The following is a 17,539-nucleotide window of genomic DNA, read 5'->3' on the forward strand; positions in this document are numbered from 1 at the left end:
CATGGCGCTGCGCGTGGATCTGTTCTTCTGGCTGCTGACGGCGCCCGGTACCGGCCTTTCGGCGGATGAGGAAACCCGCGCCGCGCGTTTCGTCCAGCCCCGCGATGCCGCCCATTACCGCGCCGCGCGTGGCGGGCTGCGCCGGGTCCTGGCGGGCTATACCGGCCGGCGGCCCGGGGATCTGCGCTTCGACTATGGCCCCCAGGGCAAGCCCTTCCTCGCCGATGGCCCCGCCTTCAACCTCAGCCATGCCGGGGGCTGGGCGGCGCTTGCCGTCGCCCATGACACCGTGGATCTGGGCCTGGATATCGAGGCCCATCGCCCCGTCGAACCCGCTGTGGCCGAACGCTTCTTTGCCCCCGCCGAGATCGCCGCGCTGGCGCCGCTGTCGGGTGCGGCATGGCAGGTGGGCTTCTTCCGCCTCTGGACCCGCAAGGAGGCGGTGATCAAGGCGCTGGGCACCGGGCTGTCGCATCCGCTGGATGCCTTCGACGTGACCCTCGGCCCCGAAGCGCGGCTCTTGCGGATCGATGGCGGCCGGGTCGCGGATTGGCTGCTGCAAGACCTTGGCCCCGGGGCGGGGATGCAGGGCGCGCTGGCCGTGCGCGCTGCTGGCCGCACGGTCGAGACGCGGCTGTGCGAGGGCCAGTTGCCGCTGCCGGGGTAGGGCCTAGCCGCGCGCGCCCAGCCAGCTGTCGATCTCTTGCGCCAGCTCCTTGGTGCCCAGCCGCCAGCGTCCCTGCACGAAGATCTGGTCGATCTTCACGGTCTTCAACTGGCCCGGCGCGACCACATGTTCCCAGCCGATCGAGGGCAGGAAACGTTTGCCCTGGGCGGTGATCTTGGTGACCACATGCAGCACCGGCAGATCCAGCGGCTCGGGCCGGTAGACGTTGCGCGCCGCCGAGATATACGAGACGAAGCGTTCCTGTTCCGGCGCCAGATCCGAGGCCCGAACCCGTTCGATCAGCCCCATCCTGTGCGCCAGCTGCAGAACGCCGGTTCGGCGGATGATGCGGTAGCTGCCCAGCATCGCCGATACCGACAGCAGGCCCATCCGTACCATGCGAATCTTGTTGCGCAGGGCATAGATCCGCTCGGCCCAGCGGGTGGCGCGCTGGGTCTTCAGCCCCGCGGCGTAGCCGGGTTCCCACACGTCCTTGATCACCACGCCGGTGACATCGGCGCCCTCGGATTGCAGGATGCGCGCCGCCTCCAGCGCGATGTTGCCATGCACGCAGACCCCGAACAGCAGATAGGGCCCCTCGGGTTGGGCGCGGCGGATCGTTTTGGCATATTCCCGCGCGATCTCTTCAAAGCTGCGCGGGCTGCGATCGATGCCGCGCGTGCCGTCGAACAGACGCACGCAGGTGGCGGGGTGACGGTCGCGCATGTGGCCGCAAGTGTCGATGATCAGGCCGACATCGTTCACACCGATGATCGGCTGAGCGGCGCCCTCGGTCAGCAGCGGCTCGATCTGCCAGTCATCGTCGCCCTCGGCGGAGGCGGCGGCGGCGGCGGCGGGCGCGGCGGTGGCGCGGTTCGGTGCCCCGGAGGTGCCGGTCTCTGGCGTCAGATCGCGAGCGAGGCGGGCGGACAGGCCGCAAAGCGTGGGAGTGTCATAAAGCGTGGCGACGCTCAGGCGCACGCGCCACCGCTCGCGGACCCGCGCGATCAGCCGTACCGCCATCAGCGAATGGCCACCCAGATCGAAGAACGATACGTCGCGCGGGATCTCGGCGCGGTCCAGCAGATCCGCCCAGATGGCTGCAAGTTCGGTTTCGAGCGCCTCGCCCTCGGCGGGCTGTACGGTTGCGGCCTGCGGTCGGGCCGCCGACCCCGACGGAAGCGGGCGGGGCAGCAGCGCGCGATCCAGGTCGCCCGACGCCGTGCGGGGCAGCGCGGCCAGCACCGACACGCCCAGGGGCATCTCGGCTGGTGTCAAGCGGCGTGCGGCAAACCCCATCAACTCTGCCGGAAGGGTTTCCAGCGGGATCAGGCTGGTGGGACGGGGGCTGACGAAAGCGTAGCAGGCGGCGGCCTCGCCGGCCCCGTCGCGCGTGGCGGGAACGGCGGCGACGGTAGCCACCTCGGGGTGGGCCGACAGCACCGCCTCGACGTTGGCGAACGGCCGCGTCGCGCCCGCCCGGCGGCCCGCGATGGCCGGTGCGACGGGCAGAGCCGCAGGCGCCGGCGCGGGCGTATCGGCGCTGACGGCCTCGAAGGCCTGGGCAAGGGTCTGGACCAGCGCCTCGGCGGTGGTCGCCTCGAACAGGTCGGGGTTGTACTCGACGCTCAGCCGCCAGCCGCGCGGACGCCCGATCAGCACGATGTTCAGATCCTGGGCCGAGCCCGGCGTGTGCGAGGGCTGTGAGATCAGCTCAAACCCGCCGAAATCGTGATCGCGGTGGAACACATGCTGCAGGCTGAACGCGATCGAGGCCAGCGGCGCCCGCGACGGATCGCGCGGCGGGTTGAGCAATTCGACCAGTCGCGAGAACGGCAGCGACTGATGGCTGAGCGCCTGTTCGACAAGCCGGCCGGTGGCGGCGACATGGGTGTCGAAATCGCTGTCTTCGGTGAAGCGAAAGCGCAGCACATGGGTGCTGATGAAGGGGCCGATCAGGGGTTCCAGATCGGTGTCGAAACGGCCGGCGATCGGGGTCGACAGCAGTACCTCCGGCGCACCGGTGATGCGGTGGAGGGCGGCGCTGACCGCCGCCGTGCCGAAGGCGAACAGCGAGACGCCGCCCGCCCGGGCGGCAGCTTCCATCCGGCGGATCAGGGTGGCCGGGATATCGCAGCCCGCGCGTGCCACGGCGCTGGTGCGCTGGGGCGGGCGCTGCTTGTCGGGGGCCAGTTCGAAATAGGGCGCGCCGCGCAGCTGGACCGTCCAATATGCGGCGTCTTCGTCCAGTACGCCGGAGGCAAGATATTCCTTCTGCCACAGCGCGTAATCGCCGTATTGCAGCGGCAGTTCCGCCAGGTCGGCATCCGTCTGCCCGGCCTCGGCCGCGGCGGCGAGGCGGCCGACCTCTTGGCCCAGGACGCCGATCGAATAGCCGTCGAAGACGATGTGGTGGGCGGTGATCAGCACGACGGCCCGATCCGCCGCCAACTGCACCAGCGTCACCCGCAGGAGCCCCGGCTGCGACAGATCGAAGGGTTGCGCGGCCTCTTCCAGCGCGATCTGGTCGACCCGGTCGGCGTGGTGTTCCGCCGGGGTGGTGCGCAGATCGACCACGCCCAGGCGGAAGGGCACTTGTTCGACCACCTCCTGCGAAAGCTGCCCCTCGTGGTCGGCGAAGCGGGTGCGGAAGATCTCGTGCCGGTCGATGACGCCGCGGAAGGCGGTTTCCAGGCTGGACGCGCGCAGCTTGCCGCGCAATTCCCACCGCACGGCGATGTTCAGCGCCGGATCGCCCGGCGCGATCTGGTCCATGAACCAGAACTGGCGCTGGATCGTGGTGACCGGGAAGCGCGCGATCGCGGGTTGCCCCGCTGCCTTGGTCAAACCATCCATTTCACGACACCTTCAGTTTTTCACGCCGCGCGCCACCGCGGAAGGCCTTCAGCGAGGGTCGCGGCCGTGCGCTGGCCGCCGTGCGCGAGCCGGCCAGTTCGGCCAGCGCGCGGATCGTCGGGTGGGCCAGGATATCGCGCGCTTCCAGGTTCAGCCCGGCATCCAGCATCCGTGCCGCGATCCGAAACAGCGCCAGCGAATCCACCCCCAGCGCATGGATCGTCTCGGTGGCCGCGATCGTGTCGCGCCCCAGAACCTCGCGCCAGATCGCGGCGATCTGCTCTTCCAGCGGGCCTTTGGGCAGGTCTTGGGCCGCGGCATCCGCCGGGATCGGTCGCGGGCCCGGCGCAGGCGTGGCATCGGGCGCGGGCAGGCGCTTGCGGTCGAGCTTGCCGTTTGCGGTCTGCGGCAGGGCATCCAGCACCTGCCAGGCCTGCGGGACCATGTAATCGGGCAGTTCCGCCGCCAGCGCCGCCTGCAGCCGCGCCGGATCGGGCGCGGCGCCGGGCTGGGCCACGATCCAGGCCGCCAGCTGCTTGTCGCCGCCCGGACGCAGGGCCAGATCGACCGCCGCCTTGGCGACGCCGGGCTGGGCGCGCAGCCGGGTCTCGATCTCGCCCAGTTCGATGCGAAAGCCGCGCAGCTTCACCTGCGTGTCGCGCCGCCCGAGCACCACGATTTCACCGTCGGCGCGGCGCAGCGCCAGATCGCCGGTGCGGTAAAGGCGCCGCGGCTTGCCGCCCAGGGTCACCTGGCGGAAGGCGGCCTCGGTCAGGTCGGGGCGGTTATAGTAGCCCAGCGCCAGCCCGGCGCCGCCGATGTTCAATTCGCCCGCCACGCCCACCGGCTGCGGCTGATCGGCCTCGGACAGGATGTGCAGTTCGGTATTGCCGATCGGGTGGCCGATGGTGATCGGCCCGTCGTCGATGCGTTTCAGCGCCGACCAGACGGTGGTTTCCGTGGGGCCGTAAAGGTTCCAAAGCGGCCCGCCCGCGCCAAGCCGCCGCGCCAGGTCGGGGGGCAGGGGTTCGCCGCCGGCCAGCATCGTCAGCCCCGGCCGCGGCGTCAGCCCGGCCTCCAGCGCCAGATCCCACAAGGTGGGCGTGGCCTGCATCACGGTGATGTCGTCGCGCGCGGCGCGCTCGGCCAGGGCAAAGCCGTCAAGGATGTCCTCGTGGCTGGCGATCACCACCTTGCCGCCGACCGACAGCGGGCCGAACAATTCCAGCACCGCGATGTCGAACATCACCGTGGTGACCGACAGCAACGTATCCGTGGCGCCCAGCCCCGGCTTCCGCGCCATGCTGGTCAGGAAATTCACCACCGCGCGGTGCGGCACCGCGACGCCCTTCGGCGTACCGGTCGAGCCCGAGGTGAAGATGATATAGGCCGCGCGCCCGGGATCGGGCGCGGCGGCCGGGCAGGGGGCGCCGGCCGGGGCCTCCGAGGGCCGGATCAGCGGCAGATCGGCGAAGGGCGCCGCTTCGGCCAGCACGGCGGCGGCCTGGGCGGTGTCGCAGATGGTACGCAGCCGGGCCTCGGGCTGGCGCGGATCGAGGGGGATATAGCAATGCCCCGCCTTCAGGATCGCCAGCAGGCCGACCAGCATTCCGGCGCCGCGCGGCAGCGCCATGGCGATGCGCCGACCCGGGTCGGGCAGGGCGGCGCGGATATGCGCGGCCAGCGCATCCGAGCGCGCCGCCAGTTCGGCATGGGTCAGGGTGGCATCCGCGGCCTCGACGGCCACGGCGTCCGGGTTCAGCGCGGCGCCGCGGGCGACCAGATCGTGCAGCATCAGCCCCTCTTCCAGCGCCAGCGCGGTCGCGTTCGGGGCCTCCAGCAGGGCCGGAAGGTCCTGCGCCGTGGTCAGCGGCAGGCGTTCCACCGGGCAGGCGCTGTCCGCGGCCAGCCCTTCCAGCAGTGCGCGGTAATGGCCGATCCAGCGGGTGACGGTTTCGGGATCGAACAGATCCGCGTCATAATCGACGTCGATGCGCAGGCCATCGCTTGCCTCTATCACATTGAAGAACAGCGCGAAATTCGCCGCCGCCTTGGGGGTGGGGCGGGCGCGCATCGACACCGGGCCAAGCGTCAGGTCATCGTCGATCTTGTCCAGATTGAACTGCACCTCGGTCAACGGGGTCTGGCCCAGGCTGCGCGGCAGATCCAGTTCCCGCACCAGGGTGCCGAACGTGATGTCGCCATGGGCGAAGGCCTCCATCAGCGCCTGGCCGGCGTTCTCCAGATGAAGGGCGGCGGGGCCGGAAGGATCGAAGGGCACGCGGATCGGCAGGAAGTTCACCAGATGGCCGACAACGGCGGGCTCGGGCAGCCCGGCCTGCCCCGCGGTGGGCACGCCGATCACCACATCCGACGCGCCCGATAGCCGCCCGAGCGTCATCTGCAGACCCGCGAAGAGCGTGGCGAAGAGGGTGCATCCCGCGCTTGCCCCCGCCTTGCGCAGCGCCTTGACCGTGGTGGCGGGCACATGGCCGGTGACGGTGCCGCCGGCAAAGCTGCGCTGTGCGGGGCGCGGGCGGTCGGCGGGAAGATCGGGCAGGGCGGGAAGCTCGGCATAGCGCGCGCGCCAGAACGCCAAGGTATCGGCCCCGGGCGCCTGGCCGGCGCGGGCGCGGGCATGGGCCGCGAAAGACGGGGCGGCGGGGGGGGCCTCGCCGCCGTAGAGCCGCGCCAGATCGCCGAAGATCACGTTGAAGGACCAGCCGTCGCACAGGATATGATGCGCGGTCAGGGTCAGCACATGCCGGTCATCGGCCAGGCGAAAAAGATGGGCGCGAAAGCCCGGGGCCTTGGTCAGATCGAAGGGGATCGCGGCGGCCTGGATCAGCGCGTCGCGCAGCGCGCGATCGGGGTCGGGCCGGGCGGACAAGTCGGTGAAAGGCAGCGCCACGGGCGCAGGCGCAGCGACGCGAAAGCCGGTGCCCGAGCGGTCGAAGACCAGCCGCAGTGCGTCGTGCCGCGCCACCACCCCATCCAGCGCCCGGGTCAGCGCCGCGCGGTCCAGCGGGCCTGTCAGTTCCAGCTGGACGCCTTCGTTGAAACTGCTGGCCGCGCGGTCGCCCAGCTGATGCGTCAGCCAGATCTCCTGCTGGCTTTCGGTCAGCGGAATGGCGGTGTCCGGCGCTGTTTGCGCCGCGTGCCGGCCCGTGACGGCGCTGGTCAGGATGCCGACCGATTGCAGCGCATCCAATGCGGTTTCAAAGGCGCGCAGGATCTGCGCAATCTCGGCCGGGCCGTGGGCAGTGGTCAGAAAGCCCGCGAAACCGTCGAGGATATGCACCCCCTCCATCCGCATCAGCGGATAAAGCAACGAGGCGCGCGGATCATGGGCGGTGACGTTCAACATGAACCAGCTGGAAAAGCCAGTGACCAGCGGCGGCAGCCCACGTCTGCCGAGCGCCGCGTTCAACTGCTCGATCAGCGTGGCGGTCAACGCGGCCGTGCCGGTCCAAAGCGCGTCGCCCGCCTGATCCAGATGGTCCAGAACTGCCTCGATCGCGGCCAAGGCCAGCGGATGGCGCACGAAGGTGCCGGCCACGAAGGTCGGCCCCACCTGCGGGGCGCTGTCATCCCCGAAAGCCCATTGGCCGCCGTCCAGCGCATCCATGAACCGCGCAGAGCCCGCCAGCAGCCCGATCGGCAGGCCGCCGCCCAGGATCTTGCCGTAGGTGGCCATGTCGGGGTCTATCCCCCACAGGCCCTGCACCCCGCGCGGATGGGTCCGAAAGCCGGTCACGACCTCGTCCAGGATCAGCGCAGAGCCGGCCTGCGCGGTGATCTCGCGCAGGCTGTGCACGAAATCCTCGGGGCGCAGGTCGGGATGGCGCGACTGGACCGGCTCGACCAGCACCGCCGCGATGGAGGCGGCGTTGGCGCGGATCCAGTTCAAGGAGCTGTCTTCGCCATAGGGCAGCACGACCATGTTGGTCAGGGCGGCGCGGGGAATACCCGGCGCGATCGGCAACGCGGCGGGGGTGCCGTGCAGCCTGCCCTTGACCAGCACCTCGTCGAACTGGCCGTGGTAATCGCCGCTGAAGACGACGACCCGGTCGCGCCCGGTGACCGTGCGGGCGAGACGCATCGCGGCCATCACCGCCTCGGATCCGGTGTTGCAGAAGCTGACCCGCTGGTGGCCCAGCATCCGTGCCAGTCGCTGCGCCAGGGGTCCCGCCTTTTCCGATTGCGGCCCGATCGCATAGCCGCGTTCCAGCTGGGCCGTGACCGCGGCCGAGACGAAGTCGGGCGAATGGCCGAAGGCGGTCTGGCCGAAGCCGTTGACCACATCGACGAAGCTGTTGCCGTCGATATCGTGGATCTTCGCGCCCTTCGAGCGATCCGCGACAATCGGGAAGGCCAGTTCCTTCCATTCCGGGTGGAAGCCGGCGGCGGTGCGCGGATCGGCCAGCTGCGGGCGATAGGTCTGGGTATAGGCCTTCGATCGCGCATGCCGCGCCCCATAGCGTGCCGCCAGATCCGCGACGAAGGCGCGCTGTTCGGCGGACAGTTCAACCCCCGACAGGTTCGGCGCGCGTCCGATCTTGAAGCCGGGCGCGTCGGTCTTTGCCGCAGGGGCTTCGCGGGCGGGCTGCGCCGCGGCGGGGGCGGCGGCACCCAAAGCGCGCAGTTGTTCGGCGAAGACGGCCTGCATGGTCTGCATCTGCGCCTCGATCAGCGTCGCCAGATCCTTGTTCGCATCTGCGGGCATCTGCGTCGCGACCGGGCCGGCGTGACGTGGAAGACCCGCGGCCGGGTTCGGAACAGCGGATCCGACGGGCAGAACCTGGTCGAGATGCGCAGCCAGCTTGGCGACGGATGGGGTGTCGGACAGCAGCGTACGGAAGGTCATCTGGACCCCGTAGCGCTGCCCCAGCGCCTGGGCGGCCTGTCCCATGAACAGCGAATCGAAGCCCAGTTCCAGGAATGACTGCTGCGCCGCGTCCGGGGTCAGATCCTCGCCCGAGAGATCCGAGAACAGCGAGAGAAGCTCGGCGGTGAGACGGTCGGTACGGTCGATACGGGCGGGCATGGCGGGCTCCGATGCGGAAGAGGCGGCGGCGGGAAGGGCAAGCGCGGCGGCGGTGCCGGCTGCGGGCCCGATGGCGGCCCGGTGCGGCGGCTCGATCCAGTGGCGGCTGCGCTGGAAGGCGTAGGTGGGCAGCGACAGCTTGCGGCTGCCGCGCGCGAGGCAGGCCCAATCGATGGCCCCCCCCGCGGTCCAGAGGTTCGAGCACGCGGTGGCCATGGCGATATCATCGTCAAGACCGGTTTGGGTGTGATCCGGCAGAGACTGGAAAATCCCGCCATGGCCACCGCGTTTCAGGGACTGGCCCGCAAAGGTCGAAAGGGTGCGTCCAGCACCCACCTCGACCAGGACCGGAGCCCCTGATTCTGTTGCCGCCTGCAGGGCGGCCTGAAACCTGACCGGCGCGCGCGCCTGACCGGCCCAGAAGGCCGGGCTGCGCGCCGCCTCGTCCGTCATCCGTTGGCCGGTGACGGCGGAATAGATCGGGATCTGCGGCGCGCGCAGGGCGTGCTGCGCGATCGTCGCCTCCAGCGCGGGAACCACCGGCTCCATCATCGCGCTGTGAAAAGCATGAGAGCTGTGCAGGCGGCGGCAGGCGATGCCCTCGGCCTGCAAGCGGCGTTCGAGCGCCTCGATCGCGGCGAGGGGGCCGGCCACCACCTGCTGTTTGGGGGCGTTCAGGGCCGCCAGGTCGATGCCGCCGCCCAGGTGGCGGGCGAGCGTTGCCGCATCGGCGCGGATCGACAGCATCGCGCCGGGCGCGATGTCCTGCATCAGCCGGCCGCGTTCGGCGATCACCTTCAGGCCGGTCTCGAAGGACATCACCCCGGCGATCGTCGCGGCGGCGAATTCGCCCACCGAATGGCCGATCAGCGCATCGGGCAGCACGCCGCGGGCTTGCCACAGGCGTGCCGTGGCGATCTGCGTCAGATACAGCGCGGGTTGCGTCAGCCGGGTTTCGCGCAGCGCGCGGGCCTGGGCGGCATCCGACAGATCGCCAAAACACAGGATCTCATCCAGATCGCTGCCCACCAGGGGGCGCAGGGTCTCCAGCCCGCGGTCGATCCAGCGGGCGAATTCCGGCTCGGCGGCGTAAAGCCCCCTGCCCATGCCGGGGTATTGGGACCCCTGGCCCGGAAACAGGAAGATCACCCCGGGCGGCGTCTTGGGTGCCAGGCGGGGCTGGGCGGCGCGCAGGGCGGTTGCCGCCTCTGCCGGGGTGCGGGCGGCGATGGCCAGACGATGGCGGAACTGGCGCCGCCCCTCCTGCAGGGTGAAGGCCGCATCGGCCAGCGGCGGCGCATCGGGCGCCTCCAGCCGGGCGGCCAGGGCCTCGGCCATCTCGGCCAGGGCCTCGGGGGTTTGGGCCGAAAGCGGCAGGATCTGCGGCACATGCGGTTTGGGGCTGTCTTGCGATGCGGGCGGTGACGCGGGCGATTCCTCGACGATCAGATGCACATTGGTGCCCCCGACCCCGAAGGCCGAGACACCGGCGCGGCGCGGGCCGGGCGCGGCCCAGGGTTCGGGCGCGTTGGGCACCCGAAACGGGGTGGTGTCGAAATCGATGCGCGGATTGGGGCGGCGGAAATGCGCCACGGGGGGGATCTCGCCGGCCTCGAACATCAGCGTGGTCTTCAGAAGGCCCACCACCCCCGCCGCCGCGTCCAGATGGCCCAGGTTGCCCTTGACCGAGCCCAGCGCACAGGTGCCCGGCTTGCCGGCCCCGAATGCCCGCGCCAGCCCGGCCACCTCGATCGGGTCGCCCAGCGGTGTCGCGGTGCCGTGGCATTCGACATAGCTGATGGTCGCCGGATCGACGCCCGCGTCGCGCTGCGCCATCTCGATCGCCGCGGCCTGGCCGCCGACCGAGGGCGCGGTGAAGGCGATCTTGCCGGCGCCGTCATTGTTGATCCCGACGCCGCGGATCACGCCCAGTATGTGGTCGCCCGCGTCCTGCGCCTCCTCCAGCCGCTTCAGCACGACGACGCCGGCCCCCTGGCCGAAGACGGTGCCGCCCGCCTGGGCATCGAAGGGCCGGCACAGCCCGTCGGCCGAGGCCATCCCGCCCTCGATCGCCAGATAGCCGCGCTTTTGCGGGAAGGTGACCGAAACGCCGCCCGCCAGCGCCGCGTCGCACTGGCCCGCACGCAGCGCCATGCAGGCCTGCGCCACCGCGACGAGCGAGGTCGAACACGCCGTCGATACGTTCAGCGCCGGCCCGGTGAGCCCCAGCTTGTGCGCGACCCGGGTGGTCAGCGCGTCGGGCGTATTGCCGGTGACGGCGGCGAAACTGGCCAACTGGTAATCGGTCGCCAGCCGCTCGGCGGCGCCGGGGTCGCCCAGCAGGTTGTGCCACAGATAGGTGCTGGGCGAGGCCCCGCCGAACACGCCCACCGGGCCGGGCGCGCGCTCGGGGTCGAGGCCCGCGTCCTCCAGCGCCTGATGGCAAAGCTCCAGGAAGATCCGCGCCTGAGGATCCATCTGGGCGGCGTCGCGCGGCAGGATGCCGAAGAACTTCGCGTCGAAATATTCGGCCTCGGGGATGATCCCGCGGGCGCGGACGTAGTTGGGGCGGGCGCGTTCTTCGGGGGTGAAGGCGTCTTCCATCTCGTCGGGGGCGAAGGTCTCGATCAGGCTTTCGCCGGCGCGGATCGCCTGCCAAAGACCGGCCAGATCGCGCCCCCCGGGCAGCCGCGCCGCACGTCCGACGATGGCGATCGCGCCCGAGGCCGGGCGGGCCCTTGGTGCGCGGCGCGCGGTGGCGGGCAGTTCGGCCAGGCTGGCGGCCAGCGCGCCCAGCTGTGGCGTGTCGAACATCGCGGTGATCGGGAATATTACGCCCAGCCGCGCCTCGATCGCGGCATGTGCATCGATCAGTTGCAGCGACGAGCCGCCGGCATCGAAGAAGGTCGCCCGATCCGATACCGGCCCGCAGCCGAGGATCTCGTCCCAGACGGCGGCGATGGTCGCCTCGATCTCCTGCAGGGGCTGGGTCGGGGTGCCGCCGGGCGGGCGCGGGCCGGGCGCGGCGGCAGTGTCGACCAGCCACTGGCGCAGGGCGCGGCGGTCGATCTTGCCCGCCGCCGTCATCGGCAGCCTGTCCAGGATGCGGGTCAGCCGCGGCAGTTCGGTGGCATTCAGATGCGTCGCGGCCCGGGCCAGGACGGCGCGGGCGAAGGCGTCGTGGTCGGCGCCCTGTGCCGTGCCGGTTTCGGGGCGCAGCGCACAGGCCAGCCGCTTTGCGCCGGCGATCTCGATCACCTCGACCACGGCCTCGCTTACCTGCGGATCGGCGCGCAGGACATGTTCGATGCCGTCCAGTTCCATCCGCCGGCCGTGAAGCTTCACCATCCGGTCGGCCCGGCCATGAAAGTGGAACGATCCGTGCGGGTCCTCGGCGGCCAGATCGCCCGTCAGGTAGACCTTGCCCCGACGCCCGGGCCGCGGATCGTCGACGAAGGCGGCGGCGGTCTTGTCGGCATGGCCGTGATAGCCGAGCGCCACCCCCAGCCCCGCCAGCACCAACTGCCCGGTCTCGCCCGCGGGAAGAGGGGCCAGTGCCTCGTCGACGACGAAGGCCTCTTCTCCCGCCAAAGGACGGCCGATCGGCACGACGCCGTCCAGCAAGTCGGGCGTGATCTTCGTACCCAGGCTGACAACGGTGGCCTCGGTCGGGCCGAAGACGTTCACCACCTCAAGCCCCGGCCAGGCTTGCAGCAGCTTGCGGATATGCGCGGGCGAAACGGTGTCGCCGCCCGAGACCGTCTTGCGCAGGCTCTCGAAGGCGCAAGGCTGATGGTCGATCATCAGATGATGCAGCCCGGCATACCACAGCGCGAAGGTGACCTTCCGGCTCCGCATCACATGGGCGATCTCGTCCAGGGCGGGCTTTTCGGCTTCGACGATGGCCAGCGCCGCTCCATTCAGCAGCGCCCCCCAAATCTCGTAGGTCGAGCCGTCGGCGGCGATCGTCGCGGCGTGCAGCATCCGGTCGCCGGGACCTGGATCCAGCAGCGGTTGGGCCAGGGCGATGCCGGCGACACCGCGTTGCGAGACGATCACGCCCTTGGGCGTGCCGGTGGTGCCGGAGGTGTACATCACATAGGCCGGGTCCTCGCCCGTGCAGGGCGGATCGGCGGCGGGACGTGTGGCGGGGCGTGTGGCGGGCGCGGCCTGCGTCAGCGCCGCGTCCAGCGCCAGAACCGGCAGATCCGCGGGCAGCGCCGCGGGCGCCAGCGCGGCGTGGCGCGGGTCGATCAGGGCTGCGCTGAAGGGCAAGTCGCGGGCGATGAAGGCAAGCTGTTCGGGCGCATGGCCGGGATCGAGCGGCACATAGGCCGCGCCTGCCCGCAGGCAGCCCAGCATTGCCGCAATCGTATCGGCCCCGCGCGACGCCAGCAGCGCCACATGATCGCCGCGTCCCACGCCGCGGGCGGCCAGTGCCGCGCCGATCGCCTCGGCCCTGTCGGCCAGCGCACGATAGCTGACCGGCCCGGCGTCACACAGCAGCGCCGGCGCGTCGGGCCGCGCCACGACCTGAGCATGAAACAGCGGCCAGAGCCCAAGGCCGGCCTGGTGGCGCAGGTCGGCATCCGTCATCGGCGCACCCCACGGGCCCGTCGGGCGGCACGGATCGTCATCGCCGCCGCTGTCGCCGGCGGTTCGCGAAGTCTTTCCGTCGCACCCATTACCCGCACTCCCCAAGATAACGGCCCCATCGCCAAGACTTGACGGGACGCGCCATCATTGCGCGAGTATTTGCCGATTGCGAAACCTGTCAACACAGGCGGCCCTGGCGGCGTTTCGCATTATGCAACGCCTCATCGCGACATTTCATTAAGTGTTTGTTAATAAATAGATAAGATGAATTCTGGCGCGGATTTCCGGCGCATGGGAAACGGACTGTTTCCTAAGGCAACCGAATGCGGCACTCGCCGTCCAACCGCGCTTTTGCAATGTTTGGGGGCGTTTGCGTGCAAGAGCCTGGGCGCGTGGGAAACGATAGGTGCGCTGGCGAGAATCGTTTCCCCCGTGGAGACAATTTGTAAGCGGCCGCCCGAATCGACGTTGGCGGCGTCGAGGCAGGTTCGCGGCTCAGGCGCCAAGCACCGGGCGGCGCAGCCGGGCAAGGCGTGCCCGCGCCTGACTGCGCAGCCCGGGCAGCGCCAGGGTTAGCGCCAGCAGATAGGCGGGGGCCGTCGGCACCAGCACGGCGAAGGCGCGCACCAGCGGCGGCGCACCGGCGAAGATCGTCCAGTCGCGCACCCAAAGCAGCATGGCGGCGCCGGCCAGCATCGGCGCGATCAGCCGCCATGCCACCGTGCCGACATCCACCCAGTCGATTCCGCCATGACGCTGGATCAGGAACATCGAGGCGCCGACCATCACCGCAGCCACCGCGACCTGCGCCCAGGCCACCGCCATCAGCCCGAAGGGCGCGGCCAGCAATGTCAGGGCGACGGTGGCGATCAGGAACAGCAGGCTGAACAGCGGCAGGCGCCGGATCTCTCCGGCCAGCGACAGCACCGGCTCGGTCGCCACTCCCAGAGAGACGACCCCGCGCGACAGGGCCAGTACCGCGACCACCGGAAGCGCCGGCAGCCACTTCGGCCCCAGTAGCCCCTCGATCAGGTCTTCGCCCATCAGCACCAGCCAGATGAACACCGGCCCGCTGATCGCCACCAGGGCCGGAAAGAAGACCCGCGCCACCGCTTGGAAACCGGCGGTGCCAGAGGCCGCGTCGCGGGCGCGGCGAAACAGGTTCCACGCCAATAGCAGGGCGGGCTGGCCGATGATCTCTGCCACCGAGCCCACCAGCCTTTGCGCGGCGCGATAGTAGCCAACCGCCGCCGGCCCCAGGAAACCGCCGATCAGGAAGGTCGCGACGTACAGGCGGACATTGGCGATCATCCGCGCGGTAAAGCTTTGCCGGGTATAGGCCCACAGATCTGCCAGCGCGGCCCCGCGCATTCCGCGCATCGGTGCCGCCCGGGTGAAGCCGAAGCTAAGCGTCAGATGCGTCGCCTGAAACGCCAGCCGCCCGAAGGCCAGCGCGAAGACCCCCCAACCGGCATAGAGCGCCGCCACCGCCACCGCCATGCCGATCAGATCGCCCAGGATCTCGCACAGGGCAGAGGCGCGCAGGCCTCCCTGCCAGATCAGCATCCCCTTCTGGGCGGACGAAACGGTGGCCAGGAACACCCAGCCCGAAAACAGAACCACCAGATGGCTTGTCGCGACGTCCACCCCCAGCAGCGGCAACATCAGCGCGCCCAGCGCCCCGGCCGCGGCCAGCGCCAACCCGGACCAGATCGAGACCATCACCACCTGGCGCGGCACCTTCGCGTCGCCGGCCCAGGACATGATATAGGGTGCCCAGGAGGCCTCGGACACGCGCAGCATCAGGATCGCACAGGCCGAAACCAGCGCGAAAACCCCGAACTCCGCCGGGCTGAGAAGACGGGCCGCCACCACGAATATGACCAGTTGCGTGCCCTGCGACAGAACCCGTTCCAACACGGTCCAGAGGCCGCCACCGATGGCGCCCGAACCGCCTGTCTTGCGGCGCGTTTCCTTGGGCTGATCCGGGTCTCGCGTCACTCCTGCCTCGCAGATCTCCAGCGCCAAAGGGGCGGCCGGCTTCGGTCCCGTCGGCCCGTCAGGCCTGGGGCACTATCCACGGATCGCCCCGGTGGCGGCAATGGGGCCGTGCTGCGGAAGGAATGGGCCAGGGGGAAACCCCGCGGCCACGCCCGGCGAAATCCCCAGGGAAAGTGTTTGAAGACAGTTGGTTATGAGCAGCCTCGGGCAATCGCGGGGCGTCTGTTTCTTATTGGGAAACAGTCATTTAACAACTCTTTGCTCACAGGAAAGTGCCCTGAGCACCTATCAGGGGAACTGGGTGTGATTCGGTGGTGCAAGCCGATGGGGGGCCGGTTTCCGGCTTGACAAAGCATGAGTGACGTAACCGAACCTCCCATTGCGGAGGCCGGCCGGGCTGCGATTGCCCCGGCGAAAATGCGGACGGCCGACCTGTACAGGACGCGCGATCCGATGTCGAAGCGGGTCTTCGACCGGCTTTTTGCGGCGCTACTTCTGGTGTTTTTCGCGCCGTTCCTGATCCTGGTCGCCGTGGTGCTTTTGGTAACCGAAGGCCGGCCGATACTCTTCGGCCATACCCGCGTGGGGCGCGGCGGCCAGCCGTTCCGCTGCCTGAAATTCCGCACCATGGTGCCCGATGCCGAAGCCCGTCTTCAGCGGCTGCTGGATAGCGACCCCGCCGCGCGCCAGGAATGGGCCGAAACACACAAGCTGTCGCAAGACCCGCGGGTATCCTGTGTCGGACATTTCCTGCGTCGCACCAGCCTGGATGAGCTTCCCCAGCTTTTCAACGTGTTGCGCGGCGAGATGTCTCTGGTCGGCCCTCGCCCGATCGTCGAGGACGAAAGCATCTACTACGGCCAACACTTCGCCGACTACCTGTCGGTCCGTCCCGGGCTGACGGGGGCGTGGCAGGTCAGCGGACGCAGTACCACAACCTATGCGCAGCGCGTGGCGATCGACGTGGCCTATGTGCGTGGCCGCAGTTTCGTGGGCGATCTCTGCGTGCTCTTTCGAACGGTGCGCGTCGTGCTCCTCCGTGAAGGCGCCGTTTAGGAGACCACCTGTCCCATGCTCCATTTCAGGCGAAGACCGCGACCGCCAGACACACCCAGAACAGGGCGCACCCGCCAATCACCAGACGCCGCAGCGTCACATCGGACAGCTTCGCCACCCAGGCGGGACAGGGCGCGGTCGCACTGCGGTCGTCTACCATCGCCAAGGCTTGTCCTCCAGTAGTTCGTTCCCGGGACGCGGGGCTCGCGGTCTGCACCTAAATCCATCACTAGACGAGGACTCCATGACAATCAGCCCGCCAGCGCGTGATGATTATCTTGAATCATACCCGGTCTTTACAAAATTTGAGCAGCGAAAGGTGGCGAAAATGAGGCTGGTTCTGGCCATTCCCACGGCGGGACGTCCCGCGCTTCTGTCCGAGGTGCTGCATGATATCGGCCGCCAGACCAGGCTGCCGGATTTCGTCGTGATTTCGGTCTCGGGCGTCGAGGATGTGGACGAGCGTGCGCTGCAGGACCTGCCGTTTCCCTGCTTGGTCGTGACTGGAGAGAAGGGCGCCTCGGTGCAACGCAACCGCGCGATCGAGATGCTGGGGCCCGAGGACGTGCTGTTGCTGCTCGACGATGATTTCCTGATGGCCCCCGATTATGTCGAGCAGACGGTGCGGCTGTTCGCCGACCACCCCGAGGTGGCGGTGGCGACCGGGCGGGTCGTGGCCGATGGGATCTGTGGCCCGGGCTATGAGTTCGGCGAGGGGCTGGCGCGGCTGCGCGATGCCGCCGACAAGCCCGCGCCGGGGGGATTGTCCGAGGCCTACAACGGTTATGGCTGCAACATGGCGGTGCGGGCACGTCCGCTTCTTGAACATAGCCTGCGCTTCGACGAGGCGCTGCCGCTTTATGCCTGGCTCGAGGATGTCGATTTCTCGCGCCGCGTGGCGGCCCACGGTCGGGTGGTACGCTCCGAGGCGCTGCGCGGTGTGCATCTGGGCAGCAAGTCGGGGCGCACGCCGGGGGTGAAGCTGGGCTATTCGCAGGTCGCCAACCCGGCCTATCTTATCGCCAAGGGCACCATGGCCCCGCGTAGGGCGCTGCGGCTGATGCTGCGCAATCTGGCTGCCAATCTGCTGCATTCGATCCGGCCCGAACCCTGGGTCGACCGGCGTGGCCGGCTGCGCGGCAACCTGATGGCATTGCGTGACCTGGCCCTGCGCCGCGCCCGGCCCGACAGGATCCTTGAACTCAACTGACGCGAACGGAACTGCGGCGCCTGTGGCCCTTCGCCTTAGCGCAAATGCTCCCCGGGGGTGAGGGGGCGCCTCCAGGGCTGCCTGCACGCCCTTTGCGCCCGGGCTA

Annotated in this window: 7 protein-coding genes; 3 read left to right on the forward strand and 4 right to left on the reverse strand. The window is 69.7% G+C overall.

The features are described 5' to 3' along the window. Position 1: 1 nt before the first annotated feature. Positions 2–667 (forward strand): 4'-phosphopantetheinyl transferase family protein, encoded by a 666-nt coding sequence (locus BLV97_RS09855; protein ID WP_051646218.1) that lies wholly within the window; start codon positions 2–4, stop codon positions 665–667. Positions 668–670: 3 nt separating this feature from the next. Here the strand turns inward: BLV97_RS09855 and BLV97_RS09860 are convergent, their stop codons facing one another. The 3 genes from BLV97_RS09860 to BLV97_RS09870 all read right to left on the reverse strand — a co-directional run bounded on the left by BLV97_RS09860 (position 671) and on the right by BLV97_RS09870 (position 15,167). Continuing rightward, the gene (locus BLV97_RS09860; RefSeq protein WP_051646219.1) at positions 671–3,523 is read right to left on the reverse strand and encodes a condensation domain-containing protein; all 2,853 of its coding nucleotides are present in this window, start codon (positions 3,521–3,523) and stop codon (positions 671–673) included. A gap of 1 nt (position 3,524) precedes the next feature. Further along, positions 3,525–13,166 (reverse strand): hybrid non-ribosomal peptide synthetase/type I polyketide synthase, encoded by a 9,642-nt coding sequence (locus BLV97_RS09865; RefSeq protein ID WP_092164045.1) that lies wholly within the window; start codon positions 13,164–13,166, stop codon positions 3,525–3,527. Positions 13,167–13,661: 495 nt separating this feature from the next. Continuing rightward, positions 13,662–15,167, reverse strand: coding sequence for an oligosaccharide flippase family protein (locus BLV97_RS09870; protein ID WP_160169193.1), 1,506 nt, complete (start codon positions 15,165–15,167; stop codon positions 13,662–13,664). Positions 15,168–15,620: 453 nt separating this feature from the next. Here BLV97_RS09870 and BLV97_RS09875 point away from each other — a divergent pair, with 453 nt between their 5' ends. Continuing rightward, on the forward strand, positions 15,621–16,223 hold the full coding sequence (locus tag BLV97_RS09875) for a sugar transferase (RefSeq protein WP_035845234.1): 603 nt from the start codon (positions 15,621–15,623) through the stop codon (positions 16,221–16,223). Positions 16,224–16,248: 25 nt separating this feature from the next. On the opposite strand, the gene BLV97_RS21180 is transcribed toward BLV97_RS09875, so the two are convergent. After that, positions 16,249–16,389, reverse strand: coding sequence for a hypothetical protein (locus BLV97_RS21180; RefSeq protein WP_160169194.1), 141 nt, complete (start codon positions 16,387–16,389; stop codon positions 16,249–16,251). 162 nt (positions 16,390–16,551) lie between these two features. On the opposite strand from BLV97_RS21180, the gene BLV97_RS09880 reads away from it, so the two are divergent. Next, the gene (locus BLV97_RS09880) at positions 16,552–17,433 is read left to right on the forward strand and encodes a glycosyltransferase family 2 protein (protein ID WP_092164046.1); all 882 of its coding nucleotides are present in this window, start codon (positions 16,552–16,554) and stop codon (positions 17,431–17,433) included. Positions 17,434–17,539 lie beyond the last annotated feature (106 nt).

The sequence above is a fragment of the Allgaiera indica genome, from assembly GCF_900106675.1.
Taxonomy (GTDB): Bacteria; Pseudomonadota; Alphaproteobacteria; order Rhodobacterales; family Rhodobacteraceae; genus Acidimangrovimonas; species Acidimangrovimonas indica.